At 71.4% G+C, this 25,301-nt stretch carries 25 protein-coding genes and 2 pseudogenes; 14 read left to right on the top strand and 13 right to left on the bottom strand.

Going from position 1 to position 25,301, the window contains the following annotated elements:
• The first annotated feature begins 38 nt into the window (after window positions 1–38).
• Together EAO70_RS08850 and EAO70_RS08845 are read left to right on the top strand one after the other, a co-directional pair.
• Entirely contained in the window at window positions 39–503 is a 465-nt protein-coding gene (locus tag EAO70_RS08850; protein ID WP_148002449.1) for a cupin domain-containing protein, read from the top strand.
• Entirely contained in the window at window positions 500–1,219 is a 720-nt protein-coding gene (locus tag EAO70_RS08845; protein WP_148002448.1) for an SGNH/GDSL hydrolase family protein, read from the top strand. The genes EAO70_RS08850 and EAO70_RS08845 overlap by 4 nt, the downstream gene beginning before the upstream one ends.
• A 60-nt stretch (window positions 1,220–1,279) precedes the next feature.
• Here EAO70_RS08845 and EAO70_RS08840 read toward each other — a convergent pair whose 3' ends face one another.
• Window positions 1,280–1,783 (bottom strand): hypothetical protein, encoded by a 504-nt coding sequence (locus tag EAO70_RS08840; protein WP_148002447.1) that lies wholly within the window; start codon window positions 1,781–1,783, stop codon window positions 1,280–1,282.
• 54 nt (window positions 1,784–1,837) lie between these two features.
• On the opposite strand from EAO70_RS08840, the pseudogene EAO70_RS08835 reads away from it, so the two are divergent.
• A pseudogene (locus EAO70_RS08835) lies at window positions 1,838–2,330 on the top strand (transposase); the annotation flags it as partial.
• A gap of 47 nt (window positions 2,331–2,377) precedes the next feature.
• Window positions 2,378–2,887: a hypothetical protein gene (locus EAO70_RS08830; protein WP_148002446.1), complete on the top strand. Its 510-nt coding sequence runs from the start codon at window positions 2,378–2,380 to the stop codon at window positions 2,885–2,887.
• A gap of 514 nt (window positions 2,888–3,401) precedes the next feature.
• Here the strand turns inward: EAO70_RS08830 and EAO70_RS08820 are convergent.
• Window positions 3,402–4,243 (bottom strand): IS5 family transposase gene (locus EAO70_RS08820; protein WP_402119173.1). Its coding sequence is split into 2 segments (ribosomal slippage): window positions 3,402–3,883 and window positions 3,883–4,243, totalling 843 coding nucleotides; the frame shifts between segments, so codons are not numbered across the junction.
• A 56-nt stretch (window positions 4,244–4,299) separates the two neighbouring features.
• Here EAO70_RS08820 and EAO70_RS08815 point away from each other — a divergent pair.
• On the top strand, window positions 4,300–4,428 hold the full coding sequence (locus tag EAO70_RS08815) for a hypothetical protein (protein WP_261992764.1): 129 nt from the start codon (window positions 4,300–4,302) through the stop codon (window positions 4,426–4,428).
• Window positions 4,429–4,474: 46 nt separating this feature from the next.
• Here the strand turns inward: EAO70_RS08815 and EAO70_RS08810 are convergent, their stop codons facing one another.
• The 4 genes and pseudogenes from EAO70_RS08810 to EAO70_RS08800 all read right to left on the bottom strand — a co-directional run bounded on the left by EAO70_RS08810 (window position 4,475) and on the right by EAO70_RS08800 (window position 6,724).
• Complete coding sequence (locus EAO70_RS08810) at window positions 4,475–5,245, bottom strand: hypothetical protein (protein ID WP_187283801.1); 771 nt, start codon at window positions 5,243–5,245, stop codon at window positions 4,475–4,477.
• Between the two features lie 63 nt (window positions 5,246–5,308).
• A complete protein-coding gene (locus tag EAO70_RS40270; RefSeq protein ID WP_410091175.1) occupies window positions 5,309–5,671 on the bottom strand; it encodes a CocE/NonD family hydrolase C-terminal non-catalytic domain-containing protein in 363 nt (120 codons plus the stop codon).
• A 362-nt stretch (window positions 5,672–6,033) separates the two neighbouring features.
• Window positions 6,034–6,243, bottom strand: a pseudogene (locus EAO70_RS40265) (hydrolase); the annotation flags it as partial.
• Window positions 6,244–6,379: 136 nt separating this feature from the next.
• Window positions 6,380–6,724: a YybH family protein gene (locus EAO70_RS08800; protein WP_402119171.1), complete on the bottom strand. Its 345-nt coding sequence runs from the start codon at window positions 6,722–6,724 to the stop codon at window positions 6,380–6,382.
• A 236-nt stretch (window positions 6,725–6,960) separates the two neighbouring features.
• Here EAO70_RS08800 and EAO70_RS08795 point away from each other — a divergent pair, with 236 nt between their 5' ends.
• Entirely contained in the window at window positions 6,961–7,851 is an 891-nt protein-coding gene (locus tag EAO70_RS08795; RefSeq protein WP_148002442.1) for a LysR family transcriptional regulator, read from the top strand.
• A 72-nt stretch (window positions 7,852–7,923) separates the two neighbouring features.
• Here EAO70_RS08795 and EAO70_RS08790 read toward each other — a convergent pair whose 3' ends face one another.
• Window positions 7,924–8,385, bottom strand: coding sequence for an ATP-binding protein (locus EAO70_RS08790; protein ID WP_148002441.1), 462 nt, complete (start codon window positions 8,383–8,385; stop codon window positions 7,924–7,926).
• 310 nt (window positions 8,386–8,695) lie between these two features.
• On the opposite strand from EAO70_RS08790, the gene EAO70_RS37760 reads away from it, so the two are divergent.
• The gene (locus tag EAO70_RS37760) at window positions 8,696–9,565 is read left to right on the top strand and encodes a hypothetical protein (RefSeq protein ID WP_187283800.1); all 870 of its coding nucleotides are present in this window, start codon (window positions 8,696–8,698) and stop codon (window positions 9,563–9,565) included.
• A gap of 83 nt (window positions 9,566–9,648) precedes the next feature.
• Here the strand turns inward: EAO70_RS37760 and EAO70_RS08770 are convergent, their stop codons facing one another.
• A complete protein-coding gene (locus EAO70_RS08770) occupies window positions 9,649–10,059 on the bottom strand; it encodes a RidA family protein (RefSeq protein WP_148002437.1) in 411 nt (136 codons plus the stop codon).
• Between the two features lie 79 nt (window positions 10,060–10,138).
• On the opposite strand from EAO70_RS08770, the gene EAO70_RS08765 reads away from it, so the two are divergent.
• Entirely contained in the window at window positions 10,139–10,504 is a 366-nt protein-coding gene (locus EAO70_RS08765; RefSeq protein ID WP_148002436.1) for a winged helix-turn-helix transcriptional regulator, read from the top strand.
• A gap of 43 nt (window positions 10,505–10,547) precedes the next feature.
• On the opposite strand, the gene EAO70_RS08760 is transcribed toward EAO70_RS08765, so the two are convergent.
• Complete coding sequence (locus EAO70_RS08760; protein WP_148002472.1) at window positions 10,548–11,216, bottom strand: DUF998 domain-containing protein; 669 nt, start codon at window positions 11,214–11,216, stop codon at window positions 10,548–10,550.
• A gap of 418 nt (window positions 11,217–11,634) precedes the next feature.
• Between EAO70_RS08760 and EAO70_RS08755 the strand changes: the two genes are divergently transcribed.
• The 6 genes from EAO70_RS08755 to EAO70_RS08725 all read left to right on the top strand — a co-directional run bounded on the left by EAO70_RS08755 (window position 11,635) and on the right by EAO70_RS08725 (window position 19,142).
• A complete protein-coding gene (locus EAO70_RS08755; RefSeq protein WP_148002435.1) occupies window positions 11,635–13,887 on the top strand; it encodes an ATP-binding protein in 2,253 nt (750 codons plus the stop codon).
• A gap of 248 nt (window positions 13,888–14,135) precedes the next feature.
• Window positions 14,136–14,798: a hydrolase gene (locus tag EAO70_RS08750; RefSeq protein ID WP_148002434.1), complete on the top strand. Its 663-nt coding sequence runs from the start codon at window positions 14,136–14,138 to the stop codon at window positions 14,796–14,798.
• A 5-nt stretch (window positions 14,799–14,803) separates the two neighbouring features.
• The gene (locus tag EAO70_RS08745) at window positions 14,804–15,310 is read left to right on the top strand and encodes a DoxX family protein (protein ID WP_148002433.1); all 507 of its coding nucleotides are present in this window, start codon (window positions 14,804–14,806) and stop codon (window positions 15,308–15,310) included.
• Between the two features lie 126 nt (window positions 15,311–15,436).
• A complete protein-coding gene (locus tag EAO70_RS08740) occupies window positions 15,437–16,390 on the top strand; it encodes an alpha/beta hydrolase (RefSeq protein WP_148002432.1) in 954 nt (317 codons plus the stop codon).
• A gap of 17 nt (window positions 16,391–16,407) precedes the next feature.
• Window positions 16,408–18,276: an amidohydrolase gene (locus EAO70_RS08735; protein WP_148002471.1), complete on the top strand. Its 1,869-nt coding sequence runs from the start codon at window positions 16,408–16,410 to the stop codon at window positions 18,274–18,276.
• A 224-nt stretch (window positions 18,277–18,500) separates the two neighbouring features.
• Window positions 18,501–19,142 carry a GPR1/FUN34/YaaH family transporter gene (locus EAO70_RS08725; protein ID WP_341623587.1) on the top strand — a complete coding sequence of 214 codons (642 nt, stop codon included), beginning with the start codon at window positions 18,501–18,503 and terminating at the stop codon, window positions 19,140–19,142.
• Between the two features lie 30 nt (window positions 19,143–19,172).
• Here the strand turns inward: EAO70_RS08725 and EAO70_RS08720 are convergent, their stop codons facing one another.
• The 4 genes from EAO70_RS08720 to EAO70_RS08705 form a co-directional block, all read right to left on the bottom strand.
• Window positions 19,173–19,991, bottom strand: coding sequence for a carbohydrate ABC transporter permease (locus EAO70_RS08720; protein ID WP_148002470.1), 819 nt, complete (start codon window positions 19,989–19,991; stop codon window positions 19,173–19,175).
• Between the two features lie 21 nt (window positions 19,992–20,012).
• On the bottom strand, window positions 20,013–20,813 hold the full coding sequence (locus EAO70_RS08715) for a carbohydrate ABC transporter permease (protein WP_261992762.1): 801 nt from the start codon (window positions 20,811–20,813) through the stop codon (window positions 20,013–20,015).
• A 199-nt stretch (window positions 20,814–21,012) separates the two neighbouring features.
• Window positions 21,013–22,332, bottom strand: a complete 1,320-nt coding sequence (locus tag EAO70_RS08710) for an ABC transporter substrate-binding protein (RefSeq protein WP_261992761.1) — start codon at window positions 22,330–22,332, stop codon at window positions 21,013–21,015.
• 57 nt (window positions 22,333–22,389) lie between these two features.
• A partial coding sequence (locus EAO70_RS08705) for an ATP-binding protein (protein WP_315986224.1) occupies window positions 22,390–25,301 on the bottom strand: 2,912 nt, incomplete at its 5' end.

The following is a 25,301-nucleotide window of genomic DNA, read 5'->3' as shown; positions in this document are numbered from 1 at the left end:
CAAGACCGCCCGGTCGCCGCGGTGTGACGATCACCGGCATGAGACTCGTGAACGAACACCACGCGATCCCGCTGCGGACCACCCCCGTGCACCTCGGACTGGGATCGACGGCGAAACTCGTCGAGGGATTCGCCTGGGACCCGGAGACGCTCCAGGCCTACAGCGCCGCGGTGGCGGCGGACGGTGCCGAGGGCCGGATGGTGATGATCTTCGACGGGGAAGGCCCCGGCGACCACTGGGAACGCCACCCCGCGGGTGACGAACTGGTCGTCTGCCTGAGCGGGTCCGTGACGGTCAGCCGCGACCTGGACGGGGTGCTCGACCGCGTTCTGCTCGGGCCCGGCGAGGCCACCATCAATCCGGCGGGCGTGTGGCACGCGGTCGACATGACCGGGCCGACGTCCCTCCTCAGCATCACCGCCGGCCTCGGCACCGATCACCGCCCTCGCACCGACACCCTTCCGACCGAACGCGGCGTCCTGCCGGGACCGGAAGCATCATGACGACGCGCATCGCCTGCCTCGGTGACAGCCTCACCCGTGCGCTGATCAGCGTCGACTACCTGGACCTCCTCGCACGGCGCCACCCACCGGGTGAGCTGCGGCTTGCCCGTCATGGCGCCAACGGCGACTTCGCCCACAACCTCCTGCAAGGCCTCGACGCCGTCATCGCGGACCCGCCCGACGTCATCACGGTACTGATCGGCACCAACGACGCCCGGGCAAGTCTCCCCGGCTACCGCACGGACAAGGCCATGCAGCGCAAGCGGCTCCCCGAACGCCCGTCAGCCGCCTGGTTCCAGCAGTGCCTGGGGACCATCGTCGAACGACTTCGGGCGGAGACCGACGCCACGATCGGTCTGCTGTCGCTCCCGGTCCTCGGCCAGCAACTCGACGGACCGGCGGCGCGGGCATCGGAGCAGTACAGCCGCATGATCGCCGAAGCCGCCACCGCGAATGAGGTGACCTACCTCCCCCTCCACGAACGCCAGGTGGCGGAGCTTCGCCGAGCAGATCCCTCACCCATCCCGTACCAGGACGCACCCCCCCGAGCGGGCCTCGGCGTGCTCCTCCAACACGCCCTGCTGCGCCGCAGCTTCGACACGATCTCACGACACAGAAACCTCGTCCTGACGACCGACCACATCCACCAGAACAGCCGCGGCGCCACCCTGATCGCCGAAGTCATCGACGCCGGCCTGCTGACCCAGAGGGGGTAGCCGGTCTCCGAGGTCGTGGCCCGATGGAACTGGGAGCGCGCGGAGGACTCGTAGGTTCGATCAGCCGGATCCGAAACCATGGACGGCCTGATCCCATAGGTCCAGCCCCGCGCGGAGGAGTTCGCGCACGGCCGCGGTCTCCTCTTCCGTCCAGGCTCCCTTGCCGGCGGTCGGTTCGAGAGCTTCGCCACCGAAGATCTTCTCGTAGGCGCTGTCGTGGACCGGTCCTTGGGAGGAGAGGGGCGGGCCGGTCTTCAGGCTGTGGGAGAGGTCTTCGAGGAAGTTCCATGCGTCCAGCAGCAGTCCTGCCGTGACCAAGCGACGGTCGGGGCGCTCGACCCACTGCCGTACGACGTCCAGATCGAAAGTGGCTTCGCCCTCCCAGACGAGCCCCCAGCCGTCGCGATCGCAGTACTCCTGCAGCATCTTGCGGTCGTGGAACGCAAGGAGTCGTCCGAGGTCGTCAACGACGAGCTCGTCGGGGGCATCGTCCTCCCCGGGCCGCCAGATCAGCGTCAGGTCCCCGCTCCTGGTCGCGATTCGGTACGGAAAGCAGTCAGCCATGCGGAGTCTCCCTGGTGCCGCGGCGGCACTTGCCGCGCGGGTCACCCTGCCTGCATGGATCGTCGTGCGGTGACTTCGGATCAGGTGGAGCTTCGGGGTGCGGAGCCGGCGGGTCTGGGGACGCGGATCGCTGGATGTTTTGAGTGGTCGGAGCCGCGGGCGACGGCGGTCGTCTATGTGAGGGGGTTGCTGGCGGACGTGCCGCGCAAGAACGGGCGGCAGCCGGCTGAACAGGCCGGTGCCGCGACGCCCTGGTCGACACGGCGGCTGCTGGGGGCCGCCCGCTGGGATGCTGAAGAGGTCCGTGATGTGGTGCTGTCCTACGTGGTCGAGCGTCTGGGCGAGCCCGAGGCGGTGCTGGTCCTGGACGAGAGGGGGTTCCTGAAGAAGGGCAGCCGGTCGGCGGGCGTTCAGCGGCAGTACACGGGCACGGCGGGGCGAATTGAGAACTGCCCAGGTGGGGGTGCTCCTGGGCTACGCGTCCCCGCGGGGGCGGGTGCTGATCGTCCGGGAGCTGTACCTACCGGACGGGTCGTGGGTGCGCGACGCGGGGCCTGCACAAGGACGCGGCGGTGCTTCCTAAGCTGTGGCGCCATGGAGAACCAGCTCACCCACGAGGCCAGTACTTTCATCAGTTTCCAGAACTACGAGTTCCAAGATCCGAGGTCACACGGATACAGGTGGGTCGACGTCAGGCATCTGCGGATCCCAGCTGAGTCAGGCGGAGCCCAGGAACTGCTCGCGGCGCTCATCGGGCATGAACAGTTCCGGGACGACTACGCGGGCGGCGGAGTCCTTTCGGCGGGATCCAGGCACGGCCCGTATTGGCTGAGGCTGGGCACCCCCGACGTCTACGAAGCAGTCAGTCAGGAGAGGAGTGCGTACGTCCTGCGAGGGTGGGTGAACCAGTCCGGGGACGTACCCGCCGCGGTGGAGGCGGTTCTACAGCAGGAGGTGTTCGACCGCTTGGCGGCGGCTGACCGCATCTACTACCTGAGCAGGCTGGGAGATGAGGCCATTCACGACTGGGGGCGCGTGCACGAGCACTTCCACGAACTCGTGCTCATCGACCGCTCAGCTGGACGGATCACTAAGAACCCCTAACAAAATGCGGTTCGGTCGAAGACTCCGCTGCCAACGGCGGGTGTGGCGTTGCATGACAGGATCCGGCTGTGACGTGTGATGTGTGTGGCCACGAGATGCGGCGGGCGCCGGTGGCTGAACCGCGAATGGCGTGGGACTTGCCGGTGAAGGAGCGGTGGTTCTGCTCCTGGTGCTACGCGTGGACCGAGCTGGGATACGGTCCCCGTGAGGTTTCACGACCCCAGTACCAGCCCATGTACGGGCGCTGGGAGCGGGCGGAATCGCCGGATCTTCCTGAGGACGTGGCCCACGCCTACGACACGGCCTATGCCTACACAGGTTCCGGCGCGACGTTGTGCGGCATAGAACACGAAAGCCTCTCGGTCTCTCCGTACTGGTGGGTGCCGGACCGGAGCGATGCCTGCGGTGCTTGCAAGGAGACCGCGGCCGTCATTGACCAGCGCTGGCCGTCGGAGATGCGTGGTGGGAATCGTGTCAACCCCACGCCTCCCCTCGGTTCCTGCTGGCCCCCTTTCTAGGGCTGCCCGCTCGACGCTCTCAGCCGCCTCCAGCAGATCAATGCGCACGCGAGCCTGAGGAACGCTTCGTGGATGTCGTCGCGGACCTCCCAGCGAATGCGCAGACGACGGAACCAGTGCAGGTGAGCAAACGTACGCTCTACAACCCAACGCTGGGTGCCCAGGCCAGAGCCATGCTCGGTACCGCGGCGGGCGATCAGCGGTTGGACACCGAGGTCCCAGACCAGGCGGCGGTACTTGTCGTGGTCGTAGCCGCGGTCGCCCAGCACCATGTCTGGTCGGCGCCGAGGCCGGCCGCGCTTGCCCCGCACCGGCGGCACGGCTTGGAGGAGCGGGATCAGCTGGGTGACGTCGTTGCGGTTGCCGCCAGTGAGAGTGACTGCGAGCGGGATGCCGGTGGCGTCGGTGATCAGGTGGTGTTTGCTGCCCGTCCAGCCCCGGTCAACGGGGCTTCGTCCGGTCTTGGCTCCCCCTTTAACGCGCGGATGTGGGAGCCGTCGACCGCCGCCCTGGAGAAGTCCAGGGCGTTTGCGCTGCGAAGCTTGGCCAGGAGGACCTCATGCAGCCGGAGCCAGACCCCAGCCTCAGTCCACTCGGCCAGGCGGCGCCAGTAGGTCATGCCGGAACCGAAGCCGAGTTCTTGCGGCAGGTGCTCCCAGGCGATCCCGGTGTGCAGCACGAACAGGATGCCCTGGAACACCAGCCGGTCCGGATGCCGCTTGCGCCCGGGATGTCGGGCCCGACGCTCCACCCTCGGGAGCAGCGGCTCGATCACCGCCCACAGCTCGTCATCGACTTCCCACGGCTTCGGCCGCGCCACCCCGCACCTCCGGATCATCACTCCTGGAGTGATCCAACCATCTCGAAGATCATTTCGTTAGGAGTTCTCAAGGCGTGGCTGAGGCTGCCCTGCGGTACGCCGCCTATCTCGACGGTGACCTGTCGGACCACCTGCGTGTCCACCTCTTCTGGCTTGAGGAGCGCCGGTCCCCCACCGCCGTGGACCGGCGGCCGCAGCTCTGACGGCGGTGGCGGCGGAGGCGGTACGTGCCGTGGAGCTACGGACGGATCACGGCGCCGCCGGGCAGACCGGCTCGGCAGGCCCCGCTACCGAATCAAGCGGCTCGCCGCACCAGGTGAAACGGACCCACCGGCAGCTCCAGTCGTCATCGGCGTAGGAGCGGAGCGGCCCGTTCATCTCCTCCTCGGGCATGTACCGCCCGCGCGCCCCTTCGTGCCAGCCGCAGGTGACGCGATACGTGCCGGGCCTGACCCAGAGCACCGTACCGAGACCCCGTTGGTCCTCCAGGTGGAGCTGGACCGGTGGGTTGAGTCGGCCCAGGGCCCGGAGCGAAGCCTCCCTTTCCCGCGGTGTCGCGTACGACCCGGTCTCGTCGGCATCGACTCCCGTCGCGACGACAACGACCCTCCCGCTACGCACCGCCAGCTGCCCCACCTTCTGCTCCTCGTTCACCGCACGTGCAGCATGCCGACGCGGTGCATCCGTCCTGCCTGCGGGGATCCAGGAACGCATGACCAGAAAGTGGTCGTCGCTGTCGGCCGGGCTCCTCCGGCTCCGGGCATGGGCGATCTCCGCCGCGCCGTCGCCGTCCGTATCCCAGACCAGGCCGCCATGCGCCTCGTCTTCGCCGAACCGCACGAACGCGGCTTCGAGGTCATCGTTGTCCGGGTGAACCGCCGACCAGGCGCGGGCGTGGTCGCAGGCCGGATCCAGTTCGAGGTCGGAGTCGTACGCCGCTCCACCCCAGTCGGAGAAGGCTTCGAGGTCGCAGACGAGCAACGGACCACCGAGGGAACCAACCCTGAAGGACTCCCACACGTACGGAGGCTGTGAACTGGAATCTTCAGGGCTCACGGAAGCTGCTGCCGATCTATGAACGGTTCAAGAGGGACAGCTGCCAGTGTGAGTCATCGCAGCCGGCACCGGCACCCGCCCGGCCTCACGCCCTCGGTGGGATGACGGGCAGCAGGAGATGGGCTGGGCGGTCCGGGCCCAGTGCAGGGTGCATCGTCCCCGGCTGCGGGTGCGGTAGGAGGCGGGGAACTGGCCGGTCAGCGGGTTGCGCGGGGACAGCCACCGGCCGGCCACGACCAGCCGGAGTTGTTCCCCCGCGCGGAACAGGGTCGAAGAGGGGCCGAGCGCGAGGTCGACGGGGACGACCTCCCCCGCGGGGACGGGCTCGCGCACCAGACAGGCCGGTACGGGCTCGAAGGGGCGCGACCGTCCAGCCGAACCGCGCGCCACTCCGCCTGATGTCGAACGTGAGCGATCCCGGTGCGGTCGGCGGTTCCGGGGCAAGACCGCGGTCGGTGAGGTGTACGGGGGTCCAGCGGGTGCGTTCCAGCGGCCAGGACTCCTCTTCCCGTACCTCCACGATGTGGTCGGCGCGGTCGCGGACCTCCAGCCGGACCCGGGGCAGCGGCGGCACGTCCCGTCCCTTCAGGTGGCGCTCGAAGAAGCGCAGCTGGGCCGCGCGCGCCTCTTGGTCGTAGAAGACGGCCCACTTGCCGCCGCGGTGGGTGTACAGGTGCCGCTCCGCGGATCCGACCCCCCTCGGACGTCCCAGCTCCCCTAAGGTCGCAGTTCACCACCGCGTATCCCTGCCCCACCCACCACACCGGATCGGGCCCCTCCCAGGTGGTGAGCGAGGAGAAGACCAGGGGCCCGGTCTGGCGCATGATCCGGTAGCGGAACGACAGCTTCGGACGGCCCGAGGCGGTGAAGGCGGGCAGGTCGTCCTTCCCGTACGGGTGGGCGAAGAGGATCACCGGTACGCGATCGTCACCCGGTGGCCGGTGGACGTTGACGCGCAGCACTGTGCCGTCGCGAGCGGTGACCGGGCAGTTGTTCTCGACCCGCACCTTCCCGGCTTCCGGGCGGTACACCGAGATGCCCGGCCGCAGCGTGCCCGAGAGGCGCGTCAGAGCGTACGTACCTCTCCCCGGCCTGCGGTCAGCCGGTGGGCGGGGTGAACTCGGGCTGGTCCAGCAGGCGCAGCCAGCTTCCGTCCGGCTGGCGGCGGACCACCTGCGCCCGGGCGCCGGACCCGTCACGCGGCGGGGTCGAGGTGAGGGCGATGCCGTCGCTGACCAGCGTGGGCAGTGGCTGCTCGGGTTCGAAGCGCGGGCGGTTCGCCAGCACCTTCTCCCACAGCTCCCGGATGGCCTCACGTCCGACGGTCAGCTCCCCGGGCGGATAGGCCATCACCGCACTCTCCTCGTAGAGCGCGGCCACTCCCGCCGCGTCACCGGCGTTGGACCGCTCGACGAACAAGCGGGTGATGTCCTCGGGCCGCATGGCCTTCTCGTACGCGTTCACGGGTGACTCCTGTCTTGTGCGTTGGGTTTCCCGCTCGGGCTCTCGGGCTGGGCCTCTCGGGCTCGGATCGGGCCGGGACCGCCCGGGCCTGGACTCGGACTCGGACTCGGTGGCAGGTGCGGTTCCGCCTCTGCCTCGTCCCGGGTGTCCAGCCTGGTCCGTCCACCGTCCAGAAGTCCAACAGATGGAAGAGATGAGAACTAGAATCCACAGTCATGGAGTTGAGGCAGTTGGAGTACTTCGTCGCCGTCGCCGAAGAGCGGAACTTCACCCGGGCCGCCGAGCGGGTCCACATCAGCCAGTCCGGCGTCAGCGCCCAGATCCGTCAGCTGGAGCGCGAGCTCGGCGCCGAGCTGTTCGACCGGTCGGCGCGTACGGCCACCCTCACCGTCGCGGGCAAGGCCGCACTCGAATACGCCCGTGCCGCGCTGGCCGCGGCCGGTGCCGTCGGCCGGGCCGTGGACGAGGTGACCGGGCTGATCCGGGGGCGGCTCACCATCGGCATGGTCATCGGTTGCACCGTCACCCCGTTGTTCGAGGCCCTCGCGTCCTTCCACCAGGAACATCCCGGGGTCGAGCTGTCCCTCCTCGAGGAGCAGTCCGACCGCCTCGTCGAGGACGTCCGGTCCGGCGCCGTCGACCTGGCCCTCATCGGGACGGCAAGCGCCGCACCCGAAGGGCTGGAGACTCTGACGATCATCAGTGAGCGGCTCGTCGTGCTGGTCCCGACCGGACATTCCCTGGCGGAGCGGCGCCAGGTCACCCTGCGCGACCTCACCGGCCACCCCCTGGTGTGCATGCCCCGAGGTACCGGCCTGCGCACCGTGCTCGACGACGCCTGCACCGCGCAGGGCCTGCGCCCCGACATCGCCCTCCAGGCCAGCGCCCCGGACGCCATCGCCGACCTCGCCGCCCGGGGACTCGGGGTCGCGATCCTCAGCGAGTCGATGGCCGCAAGCTACCGCGACCGCCTCGTCGCCCTCCCCCTCGCCGAGGTGGACGCACCGGCCCTCCTCGCCCTGGTCTGGAAGGACCGGCCCGATCCGGGGCTCCGCGCGCTCCTCGCGCACAGCCGACGCTCCTTCGGCCTCCCCATCGCGCTCTGACCGACGCCAGAGGAGCCCGGGCGCCCCGTCGGCGACGTCAGCGGATGGTCACCCGCATCGCCCTCGCCCGCGTCAGAGCCAGCCGTCGGCGCCGGCGTCATCGGCCAGCGCGATGACCGTCGTGATGCGCTTCCCGACGGGTTCACGGTGGATGGAGAAGCTCTGCCCGAGTACCGTCACGATCTCCAGCCCGTGCTGCCCGATCCGGGTCGGATCGGGACCGAGAAGGACCGGGAGAACGGGGCTGCTGTCCCAGACCGCCACCTCGACGGTGCCATCGGCGATCTCCAGCGTCAGCAGGCAGGGGCCCGGCGCGTACTTGCGGGCGTTGGTGACCAGCTCGCTGACCACGAGCTCCACCGCGCCGCTGGCACGCTCGGACACCGCCAGCCCGTGCACGGCCTGCGCGTCGGCCAGAAAGGCGACGGCCAGCTCTCGCGCGACGCCGATGTCCTCGCCGCCTTCGTAGAGAGCGGACACCGAAACGACCTCGCCCCCACGCACCCGCTCCGCAGCCCCCGCTACCAGCTCCATGCCGCTCCCCTTGCCCTGATCTCGYGTGGTCCGCGCAGCCTTCTACCCCGGGCGGAAACTCTCACACCAGGTCTTGCTCATGATCTCTCGATGAACGGAAGCCGCGGGGTCGGGCCCCACTCCACGGCGGGCAGCAGACCGGCGGGACCGCACCACCGTCGGGGGTGAGGGGCCAGACCGGGGAGCGTCGGCGGCGTGGCGACAGGGACGGCTGGGCGACAGGGCGACAGGGACGGCTGGGCGACAGGGCGAGAGGAATCGGCGCACCCCGTTGCCGAAGGATCCATCTGACGGGGCATCATTCTCTGTCATGGACCTCACCGGCATAGCCGCCCTGGTCGCGCTCGCTGGCATCCCCGTGAGCGTGCTCGTCGCGCATTGGCAGAAACGCACCGCGCTGCAGCAGACCCACGCGCTCAACCAGGCCGCCCGCGAGACCGCCGACGCCGCACACCAGGCGGCCCTGGCGCAGGCAGAGGCAGGCCACCGCGCCGCCCGCGAATCCGCCCTCGAACAAGCTGCCGCAAGTCATCGGGCAGCCCTCGCCCAGCTCGAAGCCGCACACCAGGCAGCACTCACCCAAGCGGCCACCGCCCACCAGGCGGCTCTCGAGCTCCAGGCCGCCCACGCCGCGGCCGCACACGAGAGCACGATGACCCAGGCAGCGGCCGCCCACCAGGCCGCCCTCGAACTCCAGGCCGCCCAGTCAGCGGCATCCCACCGCAGCGCGATGGCGGTGGTGGTCGCCAACCACCGGTCCGCACTCGAAATCGCCAGAGCCCAGGACCAAGTCGAGGTCGAACGGTGGAAGCGCGAGAAGCGCACCGCCGCCTTCGAGAAGGTTCACGCCACACTGGACGAATTCCGCACCGCGTTTCTGCGAGAGGCCGACCCCGACGCCCTCGGCAGAATCGGTTTCGAACTGCACGGCCTCTTCCACACGGTCCTTCCGTTCGGCGGTCTGCGTCTGGCCGAGAAAGTCGCGTGGCTGAGCAGAGAATGCGGGAATCTGGCCCGCAGGGTACGCGAGACACCCATGAGCGAAACCGACCGGAAAGAACACTGGGACAGCGAGATATCACCCAGACGGAAGGAACTCAGCGAGGCCATGAGTCAGATGGTGGAACTCGCGGAACGTAACCGTATCGCCAACGTACGACGCATGAACCAGCGCCGATAGAACACCCTGAGACCCGCGCACATCAGGACACTCCAAGCAATAGGACGGCTCACCCGCTCCAGCACTCCACGAGTTTCTCGGGTTCAGTCCAGGAGCGCGGTCGCCTCGACCTCGACAAGGACGTCCGGCTCGAAGAGGTAATCCACGCCGATGAGGGAGGCCGGGGGCATCGGGAGCCGGAGGCCGATCTCCTCGGCGACGGCCTCCACTCCGGCCATGAGATCGCCGATCTTCTCCGGATTCCACCGGGTCACGTAGAAGGTCAGGCGCAACACGTCCGCGAACGAGGCGCCGGCGCCCTTCAGACCGACTGCGGTGTTGCGCAGCGCCTGCGCGACCTGCCCCGCCAGATCGCCGGGCGCGACCGGGCTTCCGTCGGCCCGGCGCGCGATCTGGCCGCTGACATGGACGTGCTTCGTGCCCGTTCCCACGGAGACATGGTGGTAGGGGGTCGGCTGCACCATCCCTTCCGGCGTGAAGTGCTGAACAGTCATGGGGTTCTCTCTCCTCCGCAGTAGGTATCCGTAAGCTACCTAGGAGACGAAGGACACTTCAACGAGACCAGGTTTCGCCATGGATACCGACGACGAACTCCGCATCGACGCCCCGCACCGCGAACTGCTCGACCAGATCCTCGACAAGTGGTCGCTCAGCGTCCTGAACGAGCTCTGCGACCGCCCCTGCCGCTTCAACGAGCTGCGCCGTGCCATCCCTCAGGTCACCCAGAAGTCGCTGACGACGACCCTGAGGCGGCTCGAACGTAACGGTGTGATCGAGCGCGAGGTCGTCTCCACCCGCCCCGTGGCGGTCCGCTACCAGATCACTCCACTCGGCAAGACGTTGCGTCCTCCCATCGACGTACTGCTCGCGTGGGCCTCACGGAACATGCCCGCCATCGAGCGCGCACGCGAACGGTTCGAGGAGCACGAAGAACAGTGAGCCAGTACCGCCCCGGCCTGATACCTCGCCCCTGTGCGATCCGTCAGCGGTCGGCCGGAAGTCCGTTCAGGCGGATCGCCACCGCGCCCAGCCACAGCAGGCCGAGGCCGGCGCCGGCGGTGAAGGCCAGGACGGATACCGCCGACAGCAGGAATCCGGCGAGAACCAACACCGGCACGACACGGGAGGCGACGGCCCAGCCCCGCAGGCCACGGGCGGCCAACGGGCGGGCCAGGACGACGAACGCCGCGCACAGGGCGAGGTGGCCGACCATCCCACCGAGCATGTGCACGGTGCCGTGTCCGCTCATCACGGTCTCCTCCGGGGCACCGGCGGGAAAGCCCGCCCCGGCGTCGGCCGGGAAGGCCGCGGCCACCCAGAAGGAGACGCCGAAGACGCCCACCAGGGCCGGACCCCAGGTGCCGCCGAGTGCGCCGCGCAGCACCCTCCGCAATCCCGTCGCACCGGCGAGCAGCAACACTCCGGCGAGCACGAAGTTCACTGTCTGGATCCAGCCGGACTCCCCCAGGGCGAGCTGGCTGAGCGCGTTTCGGGTGAAGTCGAACCCCTCCCGTGTCAGGCCCTGGGTGATTCCGATCGCCAGGAACAGCGGGCCCGCCACCGCGCCACAGGCCGCGCCCCAGCCTGCCGCGGAACGCGCCGAGGGCGCAGGGGAATCGGTGAGGCGGGGCACATCGAGAATCTCGGTCATGGCGAACCCTTCCTGGCGTCGGTGCTGTCGCTGCGTCGGTGCTGTCGCTCTTATTGACGGACAGCGCGGCGCCAAGTCATCGGCCCGGATCATGTGTGCCGGATCACATGCGGCGAGAGGTGTGCGGCCCTGGGGCGGGCCCGCCGCCCGTCGGTGCGTACCACTACGACGACGTACAGGGACGCACGGGAGCGCGTGACCAAGCCGAGCAAGGGTGACGCGAACGATGGGGAGACCGGGCCGAGCGACGGTGACGCCCGGGATGAGGCGACCGGCCGAGGGACGGTGAACCCTGCGGCGGCCCGAGTCCTGCCTGGTCACGCCTCATCAGGCGGGCATCGCGCACGGACGAGCGGGGGTCGGACCTCGGGCAGAATAGTCAGCTCATGTGATCTTTTGTGGTGGGAGGAACCTACAGGTGACCGGCGCTGGCTTGGAGTTCGCGGCACTGTTGCGGCGGTTGCGTCTGGAGGCCTCGCTCACGCTTGAGGCGCTGGCGGAGGCGTCGGGAGTCAGCGTCCGCGGGATAGGCGACCTGGAGAGGGGCCGGGTCGCCACTCCCCAGCGTCGTACCGTGGCGGCGCTCGCCGACGGGCTGCGGTTGTCCACGACCGAGCGGGAACGACTCCTCGCCGCCGCCCGGACCGGCCGCGTGCCCCGCCCGCAGGCGACTGGCCTGCGCGCCTTCCCCCGCGGCGTCGACGACTTCGTGGGGCGCGAGGGGGAGCTGGCACGCCTGACGACCCTGGCCGAGCAGGAATCCCCGGGGATACCGGTGGTCGTGGCCGTGTCCGGGCAACCCGGCACGGGGAAGACCACCCTGGCGCTGCGTGCCGCCCATGACCTGGCCTCGCGTTTCCCCGACGGGCAGCTGCTGTTCGACCTTCGGGGAACCGACGAGGAACCGCCGGACTCGGCGGAGCTCCTGCTCCGCGTGCTGAAGGCGCTCGGTGTCGCCGATCGCGACCTCGCCATGGCCGGCTCTCAGGGGCATCCGGAACTGTGCCGGCGCGTACTGGCCGAGCGGCGCTGCCTGCTGGTCCTGGACAACGCGCGGGACGAGGCGCAGGTCCGGCCGCTGCTTCCGGGGGCGGGCGCGAGCATGGTGGTGGTGACGAGCCGGCGGATGCTCACGGGCCTGGAGAGCGTGCACCGTCTCGCTCTCGGCGAGTTGTCGCCGGCGGAGGCGAACACCCTGTTGACCACCCTGGTGGGACGGGAACGCGCGGAGGCGGATCCGCGGGCCCTGGCCGAGGTCGCCGGACACTGCGGAAACCTGCCGCTGGCCCTGCGTGTGGCCGGCAACTGGCTGGCCACCCGTACCGGCTGGAGCGTGCGGCGCCTCGCCGACCGGCTGGCGATGGAGGAGTACCGCCTGGACACGCTGACCGCCGGTGACGTCCACGTGTCCGCCGCCTTCCACCTGTCCTACCGCCAGCTCACCCCCACCGCGGCCCGCATGTTCCGGCTGCTGTCCCTCGTCGAGGGGCCCGACGCGGGGGCCGCCGGCGCCGCCCAGCTGACCGGGCAGTCACTGTTCGACGCGGAGGACACGCTCGAGGAACTCGTCGAGACCGGCCTCCTGAACACGGACCGGGACCGCTACCGCTTCCACGATCTGCTGCGGCTGTACGCCCGCGGTCGTCTGAGGGCTGAGGAGTCCCCGGACGTGGCGCAGGCCGCGCGGTCCGCGCTGCACCGTTGGATGCTCGAGAACACGGTCATGGCGGGCCGCTGGTACGAACCCGACCACGGCGCCCCGCCCGCCACGTGGCGGGGCACGATCGACCTGTCCACCGCGGACAACGCCCGTCGCTGGCTCCAGACCGAGGGCGCCAACTGGCTGGCCGCTCTGCGCGCGGCCGCTGCCGAGGGCGACCACGCTCGCGTCGTCGAGGTCGCCGAGGCGCTGCACTGGTTCTCCGACCAGTGGATCTTCTGGGGACACTGGCCCGAGGTCTTCGCCACCGCCGCCCGCAGCGCCGATGCCCTGGGCGATCACCTGCTGATGGCCACCCACCTCAACTACCACGCCTGGGCGCTCCTCGTCTGCGAGGGCCGCCACCAGGACAGTCTCGACCGCGCCGCGCAGGCGCTCGTGGCCGCCCGGCGGGCCGACGACCTCCCGCAGCAGGGCTGGGCGCACAAGTACACCGCCTGGACCTTCCGACTGCTCGGCGACTACGCGGCGGCGGCACGTCACAACGGCGAGGCGGCCGCGTTCTTCGAGACGGCCGGTGACCTCCACGGCGCACTCCAGTGCCGGGTGGAACACGGTCAGATCCTCGTGGACGGAGGGCTGCACGAGGAGTCCATCGCGGAGATCCTGGCCACCCTTTCGTTCCTGGACCAGGTCGGTGAGCGGGTCGAACCCCACATCGCCGAGTTCACCCGCACGAATCTGCAGGTCACCATCGGTGGGGCGCACGCGAGTCTGGGGAACTGGTCCGAGGCCGCGGACCACCTGCGCCGGGCCGTGGAACTCTGTCGCCGCAGCCGCAACGCGGCCATGGAGAGCCGGGCCCTGATCCACCTCGGAAACTGTCTGCTGAGCGCCGGCCACCGTGACGAGGCCCGCGAGGCGTTCTCAGGATGCCTCGCCCTCGGCAACGCGGCCGATCCCACCCGCCTCACGGAGGCCCGGGACCGCCTCGCCGAACTGGACGGGTGACCTGTTCGTGCCTGGCCCCCGGAGGGGGACCCGGAGGGGGACCCGGAGCAGTTCCGGTGATCTGAGGTGAGTGCCGCCGGGATGTCGTACGGCGCGGGCGGCGCGGGGTCGTTGACCGGTTGTGCGCTGTCGTGTCAGCCCCTGTGCGCAGGAGGGCAACGCGGCTGGTCAGGTCACTCGTAGCGTGCAGGAGTGCCGAGCCGCGTCACGCGGCCGGCACCCTCCCGACAGCTTCGAAAGGACCCCTCATGTTCGACATCGCCAAGGTGCAGGCCGCCCCGAGCGAGGACCTGCTCACGCCCGACAACGCGGTCATGCTCTTCGTGGACCACCAGCCGCAGATGTTCTTCGGCACCGGCAGCGGCGACCGGGCCTCGATCATCAACAGCACCGTCGGTCTCGCCAAGGCGGCCCGGGCCTTCGGCGTACCGGCCGTCCTGACCACGGTGGCCGCCGAGTCCTTCTCCGGTCCCCTGCTGCCGCAGCTCGCCGAGGTCCTCCCCGAGAACGAGATCATCGACCGCACCACCATGAACGCGTGGGAGGACGAGGCACTCGTGGCGGCGGTGCGGGCGACCGGGCGCAGGAAGATCATCCTGTCGGGCCTGTGGACCGAGGTATGCCTGGTGCTGCCCGCCCTCTCCGCCCTCGGGCAGGGATACGAGGTGTACGTGGTCGCCGACGCCTCGGGCGGCGTGACCCCGGCCGCCCACGAGCACGCGCTGCAGCGGATGATCGCGGCCGGCGCCGTCCCGGTGACCTGGGTGCAGGTTCTGCTGGAGCTGCAGCGCGACTGGGCGCGCCAGGACACGTACGGCGCGGTCATGGAGATCGTCAAGGCGCACGCCGGCGCGTACGGCCTGGGTGTCGTGTACGCGCAGGCCGTCATCGGCGCGCACGCGGCCGGCTGACCTCCGTGGACACCGGCATTCTGATCCTGCGGCTGCTGGTGGGACTGCTCGTCGCCGGCCACGGTGTGCAGAAGGTCAGCTCTCACCTGGGCGGCAACGGTCTCGACGGCGGGACCGAGGAGTTCCGCGCCGACGGCTTCCGCGGGGGTGTCCTCACCGCCCTGGCGGCGGGCGGCGGCCAGATCGGCTCCGGTCTGCTGCTGGCCCTCGGTCTGCTCACGCCGCTCGCCGCGACGGGGACCGTCGGGGTCATGACGGTGGCGCTCACCGTGAAGTGGCGGAACGGCCTGTGGGTGCAGCACGACGGGTACGAGTACCCGCTCGTTCTCATCGTCACCGCCGCCGCCCTGACCGCCCTCGGTCCCGGGGCCTGGTCCCTCGACGCGGTCCTCGGCCTCACGCCGTACCCCCTGTGGTGGGCTGCCCTCGTCCTCGTGGCCGGTGTCGGTTCCGGCCTGCTCGCCCGGCTCGTGCTGCACCGGCCCGCCGCCGTGGCGCCCGTCGACCACTGAACGTCCGGAGTGGGCCCCTCAGACCGGGGCCGGCCGCCCGCGTACCCCCGACGGAGCGCCCGGCCCCTTCCGACCGCACGCGCCCGAGTTCCCCGTACACCCCCACCCAGCTCAAGGAGAAACCCCATGACCGGTCAGCCCGTACTCGAACCCGCCGCCCAGGCGTTCGCGGACGCCACCGCCCAGCCGCCCTTCCTCTACCAGATACCCGTCGCCGAAGGCCGCAAGGCGGTGGACGACGTGCAGAGCGGTGAGGGCGTGGCGATGCCTGCCGTCGAGGAGGAGTGGGTGACCGTGCACGGTGGCCCGACCGGCGACGTCCGGGCCCGGATCGTCCGCCCCCACGGCAGTACCGGCGTCCTCCCCGTCATCCTCTATCTGCACGGCGCGGGCTGGGTCTTCGGCAACGCCCACACCCACGACCGGCTCGTCCGCGAACTCGCGGTCGGCACGGGAGCTGCCGTCGTCTTCCCCGAGTACGACCTGTCGCCCGAGGTCCGCTACCCCGTGGCGATCGAGCAGAACTACACCGTCGCCCAGTGGATCGCCCGCGAGGGGCGCCACAAGGGTCTCGACGGCACCCGGATCGCCGTCGCGGGCGACTCCGTCGGCGGCAACATGACCGCCGCCCTCACCCTCATGGCCAAGCAGCGCGGCGATGTGACCTTCGTCCAGCAAGTGCTGTTCTACCCGGTCACCGACGCCTCCTTCGACACCGGCTCGTACCACGAGTTCGGCGAGGGGTACTTCCTGCGCCGGGACGCCATGCAGTGGTTCTGGGACCAGTACACGACCGACGAGGCCGAGCGCGCGCAGACCACCGCCTCCCCGCTGCGCGCCACCCTCGGCCAGCTGGCGGATCTCCCGCCGGCGCTGGTGATCACCGCCGAGGCCGACGTCCTGCGCGACGAGGGCGAGGCGTACGCGGCGAAGCTCCGCTCGGCGGGCGTCCCCGTCACCGCCCTGCGCGTCCAGGGCGTCATCCACGACTTCGTCATGCTGAACGCCCTGCGCGAGACCCGGGGCGCCGAACTCGCCATCGGCGTCGCCACCGACATCCTCCGCAAGGCCCTCGCGTGACCGGGCCCTCGACCAGCATGCCCGTGGCGGGTCTCGTCCCCGCCCCGCGGCAGGAACAGGCGCACGCCGACCTCCTGGTGCGCAACGCCAAGGTGTTCACCGGCGACGTCCACCGTCCGCACGCCCGCGCCGTCGCGATCCGCGACGGCCGGGTGGCGGCCCTGGGCGACGACCACGAGCTCGCGCCCCTCGTCGGCCCGGGAACCCGGGTCGTCGACGCTCTCGGCCGTCGCGTCGTCCCGGGCCTCAACGACTCGCACCTGCACGTCATCCGGGGCGGCCTGAACTACGTGCTCGAACTGCGCTGGGACGGTGTACGCAGTCTCCGGCAGGCGCTGGCCATGCTGCGCGACCAGGCCGCCCGCACGCCGAAGGGGCAGTGGATCCGGGTCGTCGGCGGCTGGACCGCCGAGCAGTTCGCCGAGCGCCGGATGCCCACCGTCGCCGAGCTGAACGCCGCCGCGCCCGACACGCCGGTCTTCGTCCTGCACCTCTACCAGTCGGCGCTGATGAACCGGGCAGGTGTCCGGGCCGCCGGGTTCACACGGGACACCCCGGACCCGCGCGGCGGGCAGATCGTCCGCGATCGGAGCGGCGAGCCGAACGGCGTGCTGCTCGCGGCGCCCGGCGCGCTCGTCCTGTACTCGACCCTCGCCAAGGCGCCCACCCTGGACGCCGCCGACAAGCGCACCTCGACCCGGCACTTCCTTCGCGAGCTCAACCGCTTCGGACTGACCTCGGCGGTCGACGCCGCCGGCGGCTTCCAGAGCTTCCCCGACGACTACGGCACCGTCGCCGACCTGGCGGCCGCCGGAGAGCTCTCGCTGCGGATCGCGTACCACCTCTTCCCGCAGACGGCCGGGCAGGAACTCGCCGACCTGAAGCGCTGGACCGAGACGGTCAAGCCCGGCGACGGCGACGCGTGGCTGCGGCTCAACGGCGCCGGGGAGAACCTGACCTGGGCGGCGGCCGACTACGAGAACTTCTCGGAACCGAGGCCCGAGCTCGCGGCGGGGTACGAGGCGGAGTTCGAGCAGGCGGTCCGGATCCTGGTCGAGAACGGCTGGGGCTTCCGGCTGCACGCCACCTACGACGAGACCATCCGGCGCGATCTGGCCGTGCTCGAGAAGCTCGCGGCCGAAGGGCTCTTCCCGGGCGGCGGACGCTGGCTGTTCGACCACGCCGAGACCGTCTCGGCCGGCAGCCTGGACCGGATCGCGGCCCTCGGCGGCGCGGTGTCCGTACAGAACCGCATGTCGTTCCAGGGGCTCGCGTTCCGTGACCGGTACGGCTCCGAGTCCGCCGCCCACACCCCGCCGGTCCGGGCCATGCTCGACCGGGGCCTCACCGTCGCCGCGGGCACGGACGCGACGCGCGTGTCCTCGTACAACCCGTGGGTGGCGTTGCACTGGCTGATCACCGGCCGGACCGTCGGCGGCACACCGCTCCGCGGCCCGGCCAACCAGCTGGGCAGGGACACCGCGCTGGGCCTCTACACCCGCGGCGGGGCGCGGCTCACCGGCGAGGAGGACGTCAAGGGCATGCTGCGGGAGGGGTACTACGGAGACCTGGCGGTCCTCTCGGAGGACTACTTCACCGTGCCCGACCATGTCATCCCCGACATCGAGGCGGTCCTGACCGTCGTAGGCGGCCGGATCGTGTACGCCTCCGCCGAGTACGAGGGCCTCGACGAGGCGCTGCCTCCGATCGCCCCGGAGTGGTCGCCGGTGGCCCGCTTCGGCGGCTACCAGGCGGGCGGCGCGCGGCAGGCCGCGCTGGTGGCGGAGGCCGCCGCCGACTCCGCGGAGCAGCGCCGGTGGCGGGCGGCGCGCGGCGCGGGCCCCGGCGGGCCGCCGTCGCTGGTCGATCCCTGCTTCACCCACTGATCCCCGGAGGAACCCGTATGAACACCGAGACCGAGACCGAGACCGATCTCGATCCCGGCGCCGGCCCTGAGTCCGGCCACGATCTCGGCCCCGCTCCCGGCCCCGCGTCCGGCCCAGATCCCGGCCCCGAGTCCGGTCCCGCGTCCGGCCTATATCCCGGCCCCGAGTCCGGTCCCGTGCCTCCCGTCGCCGCCGGGCGCCGTTTCGAGCCCGACCTGCGGTCCATGACCCGGATCACTCTGCGGCCCATCGCCTCCCCCATGCCGCTCGGCTTCTTCACGATCGCCATCGCGTCCGTGATGACGGGCTGCCTCCAGCTCGGGGTCTTCGACGAGTCCGCCCGCGGCGCCGTCGCCTTCACCGTGCTGCCCGCCTTCGTCCTCCAGCTCCTGGTGAGCCACCTGGCCTTCGGAGCGCGGGACGTGATCGCGGCGACGCTGATGGCGGTGTTCGCCGGCAGCTGGCTGCCGTACGCGCTCGTCCTGCTCACCGAGGCCCCCGACGGCCTTCAGGTGCTGGGCGTGTTCAACCTGGCGCTGCTCGCCTTCGGGACGCTGATGATCGCCGTGACCCGGCCCAAGCGGGCGCTGTGGCTCGTCCTGGTGGTCTCCGCTCCCCGCTGGGCGGCCACCGGCCTCGCCGGGATCACAGGCGCCGAATGGCTGACGCGCACGTCCGGTGTGCTCGGCCTCGTGGTGGCGCTGGTGGCGATGTACGCGGCGTTCGCCCTGATGCTGGAGGACATGCGCAGCGAGGAGGTGCTGCCCATCGGTCGCAGCGGCCCCGCCCACCTGGCCGTCGAGGGCGATCTCTCCGTCCAGCTGCGCAATCTGGAGCGCCAGGCGGGTGTGCGCCGGACGCTCTGAGCGGGTCTGCCGACACCGTCGTCGGTGTCCTCAGTGCACCGCTCCGGCGGCGGGTGCCGTAGTGATGTGGCGCTGTGCCACCACGACGAGCACCGCCGCCGGGAGCGACGCCAGGACGGCGGTGGCCATGGTCGCGTTCCACCGGGTGGTGTGCGCACCGAGGTAGTCGTAGAGGCCGAGCGTGATCGGTCGGACGGCGTCGGTGGTGGTCAGGGTGAGAGCGAACAACGTGTCGCCCCAGGCGAGGAGGAAGGCGAACAGACCGGCCGTGACCAGGGCGTTCCTGCTCAGGGGCAGGACCACGGAACGGAACACGCGCCAGGCGCCGGCGCCGTCGAGCCGGGCCGCCTCCACGATCTCGCGGGGGATCGCCGCCATGGCGGTGCGCAGCACCAGAATCGCCAGGGGGACACCGGCGGTCGAGTCGGCGAGTACGAGGCCGAGGCGCGTGTCGAGGAGGCCGGTGTCGGCGTAGAGGCCGTGGAGCGCGTTCGCCACGCTGATGCCGGGCACTGCCTGGACGAGCAGCACACCGAAGAGGAACGGGCCGGCGCCGGGCAGCGGGGAAAGGGTCAGTGCGTGGGCCGCGGGGGCGGCGAGCGCGAGGCTGAGCGCGGCCGTGCCGAGTGAGACGACCAGGCTGGTGACGAGAGCGCCGCCCTGATCGTGGAGGGCCGTGAGGTATCCGCTCGGATCGGGGTCCGCCGGGAACCACCCACCGTGGGACGGCCGGCCGGCGGGCAGCAGGGAGGCGTTCACCATCCAGTAGACGGGCGACAGCATGAACGCCAGCAGGACGATCGCGACGAGCGAGCGGGCCACACCGCCCCGTCGCGCCGACGACTTCACGAGAGACAAGGTTCCGCTTCCTCAGGGGGTACGGTCGCGCCGGACGGCGCGGAGGTGGAGCAGCGCGAGGCCGAGCGAGACCAGGACGAGCACGTTGCCCGTGGCGGCGGCGTGGCCGAACTCGAACTGCGCGTACGCCTGCTCGTGGGCCAGGGCCGCCAGGGTCCGCGTCGCACCGGCGGGTCCGCCGCCGGTGAGCACCAGGACGACGTCCGGTGCCCGGAGGGTGTAGACGGCGCCCAGGACGAGGACGACACCGGCCGTCGGCCGCAGCAGCGGCCATGTGATGGACCGGAAGAGCCGGACGGGTCCGGCGCCGTCCAGTCGTGCCGCCTCGTGGACCCGAGGCGGGATCGCCTGCAGACCGGCGTACAGGAGAGCGGTGTTGAAGGGGATGCCCACCCAGGTGTTGACGAGGATCACGGACCAGAGTGCCTGGTGGGTGCCGGTGAGCCAGGGGACGCCGTGGGGTATGGCGTGCAGCGCGCGCAGTGCCTCGTTCACGACGCCGTGGTCGGTGTCGAGCATCCACCGCCAGACCGTTCCGGTCGCGACCAGCGGCATCAGCCACGGCACCAGCATGAGTGAACGGATCACCCGGCCGAGCGGGAAGCGGCGCTGGAAAAACAGTGCGAGCGCCAGGCCGATGATGAACTGCGCGGCCAGCGAACCGGCCGTGTACAGGGCCGTGGTGGCTGCCGCCTGCCGGAACTCCTCCGAGGTGAGGAGTCGGACGTGGTTGTCCGGTCCGGTGAACGGCGCCGTGCCGCCGAGGAGGGTCACGGCCGTGGAGTCGCGCAGGCTCGTCGTGATGTTGTCCACGAGCGGCCGGCCCAGGAGCAGCAGCAGGAACGCGGCGGCCGGTGCGAGGAAGGCGGCGCGGACGGCGGTCTCCCGCCGCCGGACCCGGGCTGCCGCACCGGACCGGCGGCCGGAACTGCGGTCGGGCCAGCTGCCGGAGCGGCCGCCTGAGTGGCTTCCGGACCGACCGCCGGATGGGTCTCCGGAGTGCCCACCGGCGTCAGGAGTCCGTCGCCATGCGCTGCGCACGCCGGAACGCCTCCTCCGGAGTCTGCTGTCCCGACACCGCGGCCTGCACGGCGGTGTGGATCGCGGTGGCGGCCTTGGGCCAGCCGGGGCCGAGCCGCTGAGTACGGGCCCGTGCGCCCCGGACGCTCTCGACGAAGGCCGCCATGGCGGGGACTTGCTTCGCGTACCGGTCGGCCGCGTCCGTGCGGGACGGCACCGTGTGGTGCCAGGTCGCCAGGGTCTGCTGGTTCGCGGGCTCGTTGAGGCAGGCGAGGACCTCGGCCGCCTTCCGCATGCGGGCCTCGGAGTCGCCGCGCGGCACGGTCCAGACCTCGCCGCCCAACGGGGTGACCAGCTCAGCGCCGGCTCGGGGCACGGGGAGCGGGGCCACGCCCCAGCGCAGGTCCTTCGCCTTCTCCAGCTCGGTCATCCGCCAGGGACCGTTGACCATCATGGCCGCGTCGCCACCGAGGAACTGCTCGTGCACGTCCGCCTGGTTCCAGGTGAGGACGGACCGGGACATCGCTCCGTCCCGTACGAGATCGCTCCACAGGCGAAGTGCCTCGGCGGCCTGCGGGGTGTCGAGGCGTCGTTCGTCACCGCCGTTGGACCACAGGAAGGGAAGGAACTGGAAGGTGCTTTCGAAGGAGGGGTCGGCGTCGACCGCGAGGCCGTGACGGCCGGGTCGGGTCGTGGCCAGGGCGGCCTTCCGGAGCTCGTCCCAGGTCCGGGGGACGGCCACGCCGGCCTCGGCCAGCATGTCCTTGTTGTAGTAGAGGGCGAGGGTGTTGACGGTCGGGGCGAGACCGTACACCTCGCCCCGGTAGGTGCCGGCCGACAGGATGCCCGGTCCGAAGCCGTCGGTCCGGACGCCGTACGGACGGAGTGGGGCGAGCACGCCGGACCGCGCGATCTGCTGGAGGTCGGGGTTGTCGAGCATCAGGAGGTCGGGCATCGTCCGTGCGGCGGCCTGCCGCAGGACCGTGGGCACGAGCGACGGCGCGGGAACGCTCCGGTGCTCGATCGTCACCCCGGCCCGCCTGCCGCAGTCGGCGAGCAGTTCGCCCCAGTGGGCGTGCTCGGTGCGGTCGGTGTAGTAGTCGAGCACGGTGAGGGACGCCGCTCGTCCGGTACGGGAGGGGTCGGCCGGGTCGCCGGTTCCGCAGCCGACGGTGACCAGGACCAGTGCGACGGCCGCCGCGAGAGCGGCGAGGGGTCTTCTCATGCGGATGCTTCTCTTCATACGGATGCGGACGCGGACGTGATGACGGACGTAGAGGTGGTGGTTGATGCGGATGCGACGGATACGCATGTGAGTTCCGTGCTCGAAAGTGTCGCCGATCGAGGAGGACCGCCTCGACGGAGGGGGTTATTCCGCATCGCCGCGTGCGAGCACCACGTGCGCGAGTTGCACCCGCGACCGCACGGTGAGCTTCCGGAAGACCGACGTCAGATGGGTGTTGACGGTGTGGGGCGAGACGACGAGGGCCTCGGCGGCCGACCTGTTGGTGTGCCCGCCCGCGATCAGCCGCGCCACCTTCCGTTCCGAGGCGGTGAGCGCCCCCCAGCCCTGGGCAGGCCGGTCGCGCACGGCGCCCGTGCGCCCGGCGCCGGCCCCCGGCCGGGACTCGGCATCGGTGCCGGAACCCCTGCCGGCGCCGTCGAGTAACCGTCGTACGTCGGCCGCGGCCGCGTCCGCTCCCGCCGCGGCGAAGGCGTCCTGGGCGGCCGCGAGCACCGGCACCGCCTCCGCCGTCCGTCCCGCCGCGAGGAGCGCACGTCCGAGGTCGGTCCTGGCGGCGGCCAGGACCAGCGGACGGGGGCCGGCCGCGAGCAGGGACACGGACCGTTGGAGCAGGCCGACATCGCCGGCCGCGAGACCGGCGACCAGGGCCGCCGTCCCCGTCGCCGTCGGCACCTCGGGATTCCGCTCGGCGTGCGCCGTCGCCTGCGCGACCAGGTCCTCGGCCAGCGCACGGTCCCCCGCCGTCAGAGCCGTCCGGACCGCCGTCCCCACCCAGGTGCGCAGCAACCGCCAGCGCATGAACGGCCCGATCTCCTGCAGCCGCCGCAGCGCGTCCACAGCCGACCGGGCGTCTCGGTCATGCCCGGCGAGGAGGGCCTCCAGGAAGCACACCACGGCCCGGTTCCCCGGGTTCGGCTTGACCGCGAGCCGCTCCCGCGCCGCGACGAGCTGCTCCCCGGCCCCCGCGCGGTTGCCCCGGAGCAGCGCGATCCAGGCGCGGATCACCCGGGAGTTCACCTGCTGCACGGGGGTTTGTACGGCGTCCTCCAGGTCCTCCATCGTCTCGAAGTGCGCCTCGGCGTCGTCGAGTCGGCCCCGTCCGAGGTGCTGCTGGCCCTGTGCCCAGAGGAGCATGGCCTGTCGGTGCGAGCCCGCCTCCGTCTGCGCCCGTCGCAGCGACTCCTCGGCGCTGTCGAACCGGTCCACGTGCTGATGGGCTACGGCCTCCTCGGGCCGGAAAGCACCGTCCACGACACTCAGCGCGGTGAACCGCGCCAGCGCGGTGGCGCCGTCTCCCGCGTTGAGGGCGATCTCGCCCAGCGCGGACAGGGCCTGGACGTGCGCCGGACGGTCTCCGGTGGCGATCGCCGCCGCCAGCGCCTCCTCGCCCACGGCCCGCGCGACGCCCAGGTCCCGGCCGCGGGACAGGGCGAGGGCCCGCAGTGCGGAGAGCCGGGCGGCGACCTCGGGCGGGGTTCCCCCCACGGCCAACGCCGCCTCCGCCCGCCGGCACAGCTCCTCCGCCAGGTCGAGGCTCCACAGGGCTCCACCGAGGGTCGCCTGGAGCCGCCCGAACACCGCGAGCGGCGGCTGCGCGGCAAGGAGCCCGTCGCAGGTCGTCAGTGCCTCCCGGTCCCGCCCGGCCCGGATGAGGCAGACGATCGCCTGCTCTCCCACGTCGAACCGCGCCGCGTCCGAGGGCCGGACCAACTCCAGGGCGCGCGTCATGAGGTCGGCGGCGAGTCCCGGCGTCACCGGCAGGACGTCATCGGCCGCCCGCCGCAGCAGCGCGACGGCTTCCTCGTCACCGGGCTCGGCCCCGCGCAGCACGTGCGACGCCGCGTCGATCGGGCGGTGCCCGGAGGCGACGAGGCGGTGCGCGGCCGCCCGGTGCAGTGCGTTCCGTGCGGACGTGGGGATGTCGGCGTAGACCGCCTGGCGCAGCAGGTCGTGCCGGAAGGAGAGGAGTGCGCCGTCCTCGTCGAGGAGTCCCGCGCGAAGGGCCTCGTCGAGGGCGGTGATCAGGGTGGCGGGAGGGCGCTCGCAGAGCGCTGCCGCGTCGAGGAACGCGAACCGGCGACCGAGGACGGCCCCCATCCGCAGGAGGGTGAGGGTGTCGGGACCGAGGGTTCCGATCCGGCCGCGCACGCCGGACACGAGCCCGGTCGGTACGAAGGGGGAGGTGGCGTCGGGCAGCTCCGCGGTCGTCCGTGCGTCCGTGCCGGGTGCCGTGCTCGTACCCGCGTCTGTGCCCGTACTCGAGGTCGCACCCGTACGCGCGTGCGCACCCGTGCCCGTGTCCGCGTCCGGTGTTCGGCCTTCGGTTCGCAGTCCTCGGAGCAGTTCCACCGCGAGGAAGGGGTTTCCACCGGTGCCGTCGAGCAGGGTTCGTGTCCGCTCGTCGACGTCATCGCCGAGGGTGTCGTCGGCGAGCCGGTCGACCGCGTCGGCGGACAGCGGCCCCAGGTGAAGGCGTACCACCGGCAGACGGTTCCGCGCGGCCGCCAGGATCTCCTCACCGGCGACGGCGGGCCCCGTACGTCCGGTCAGCAGCCACAGGACCGGAGAACTCCGCAGTCGGCCGGGCAACTGTCGCAGCGCGAACCGGCTGAGCGGATCCGCCCACTGCACGTCGTCCAGGGCGATGAGTACGGGTGTCTCGGCCGCCTTGGCCTCGATCATCCCGGCAAGCCGCTCCACGAGCCGGATCCGCTGGTCGTGACGGCGGGCGAGGTCGGCGAACGCGTCACCCGACAGCAGGGGTCGCGCACCGTCGAGGAGGCAGCCGGCCAGCGAGGACAGTGGTACGAGATGGTGCAACTCATCGGCTCGGCCGATGCCGGTGGAGTACCCCTGGTTCTCGGCCAGGTCGACGGCTTCCGCAAGCAGCGTGCTCTTCCCGATCCCGGCCTCACCGCGCAGGAGGGCGAGAGCACCGCTTCCGCTCCGGGCGACGGATGCCACGAGGGTACGCAGCTCCGCGAGCTCGGCCTCCCGGCCGCGCAGCCCACGACGGGACAGCGGCTCGCCCGACC

It is taken from the genome of Streptomyces sp. adm13(2018), assembly GCF_008042145.1.
Taxonomy (GTDB): Bacteria; Actinomycetota; Actinomycetes; order Streptomycetales; family Streptomycetaceae; genus Streptomyces.
This window is presented reverse-complemented; position numbering and strand designations above follow the sequence as displayed.

Bases quoted from the DNA above. Each gene is read 5' to 3' on its own strand.
- EAO70_RS08850 (WP_148002449.1), top strand. From the start codon at position 39: ATGAGACTCGTGAACGAACACCACGCGATCCCGCTGCGGACCACCCCC.
- EAO70_RS08845 (WP_148002448.1), top strand. From the start codon at position 500: ATGACGACGCGCATCGCCTGCCTCGGTGACAGCCTCACCCGTGCGCTG.
- EAO70_RS08840 (WP_148002447.1), bottom strand. From the start codon at position 1,783: ATGGCTGACTGCTTTCCGTACCGAATCGCGACCAGGAGCGGGGACCTG.
- EAO70_RS08830 (WP_148002446.1), top strand. From the start codon at position 2,378: ATGGAGAACCAGCTCACCCACGAGGCCAGTACTTTCATCAGTTTCCAG.
- EAO70_RS08800 (WP_402119171.1), bottom strand. From the start codon at position 6,724: ATGCGGCCCGAGGACATCACCCGCTTGTTCGTCGAGCGGTCCAACGCC.
- EAO70_RS08795 (WP_148002442.1), top strand. From the start codon at position 6,961: ATGGAGTTGAGGCAGTTGGAGTACTTCGTCGCCGTCGCCGAAGAGCGG.
- EAO70_RS08790 (WP_148002441.1), bottom strand. From the start codon at position 8,385: ATGGAGCTGGTAGCGGGGGCTGCGGAGCGGGTGCGTGGGGGCGAGGTC.
- EAO70_RS37760 (WP_187283800.1), top strand. From the start codon at position 8,696: ATGGACCTCACCGGCATAGCCGCCCTGGTCGCGCTCGCTGGCATCCCC.
- EAO70_RS08770 (WP_148002437.1), bottom strand. From the start codon at position 10,059: ATGACTGTTCAGCACTTCACGCCGGAAGGGATGGTGCAGCCGACCCCC.
- EAO70_RS08765 (WP_148002436.1), top strand. From the start codon at position 10,139: ATGGATACCGACGACGAACTCCGCATCGACGCCCCGCACCGCGAACTG.
- EAO70_RS08760 (WP_148002472.1), bottom strand. From the start codon at position 11,216: ATGACCGAGATTCTCGATGTGCCCCGCCTCACCGATTCCCCTGCGCCC.
- EAO70_RS08750 (WP_148002434.1), top strand. From the start codon at position 14,136: ATGTTCGACATCGCCAAGGTGCAGGCCGCCCCGAGCGAGGACCTGCTC.
- EAO70_RS08740 (WP_148002432.1), top strand. From the start codon at position 15,437: ATGACCGGTCAGCCCGTACTCGAACCCGCCGCCCAGGCGTTCGCGGAC.
- EAO70_RS08735 (WP_148002471.1), top strand. From the start codon at position 16,408: ATGCCCGTGGCGGGTCTCGTCCCCGCCCCGCGGCAGGAACAGGCGCAC.
- EAO70_RS08725 (WP_341623587.1), top strand. From the start codon at position 18,501: ATGACCCGGATCACTCTGCGGCCCATCGCCTCCCCCATGCCGCTCGGC.
- EAO70_RS08710 (WP_261992761.1), bottom strand. From the start codon at position 22,332: ATGCGTATCCGTCGCATCCGCATCAACCACCACCTCTACGTCCGTCAT.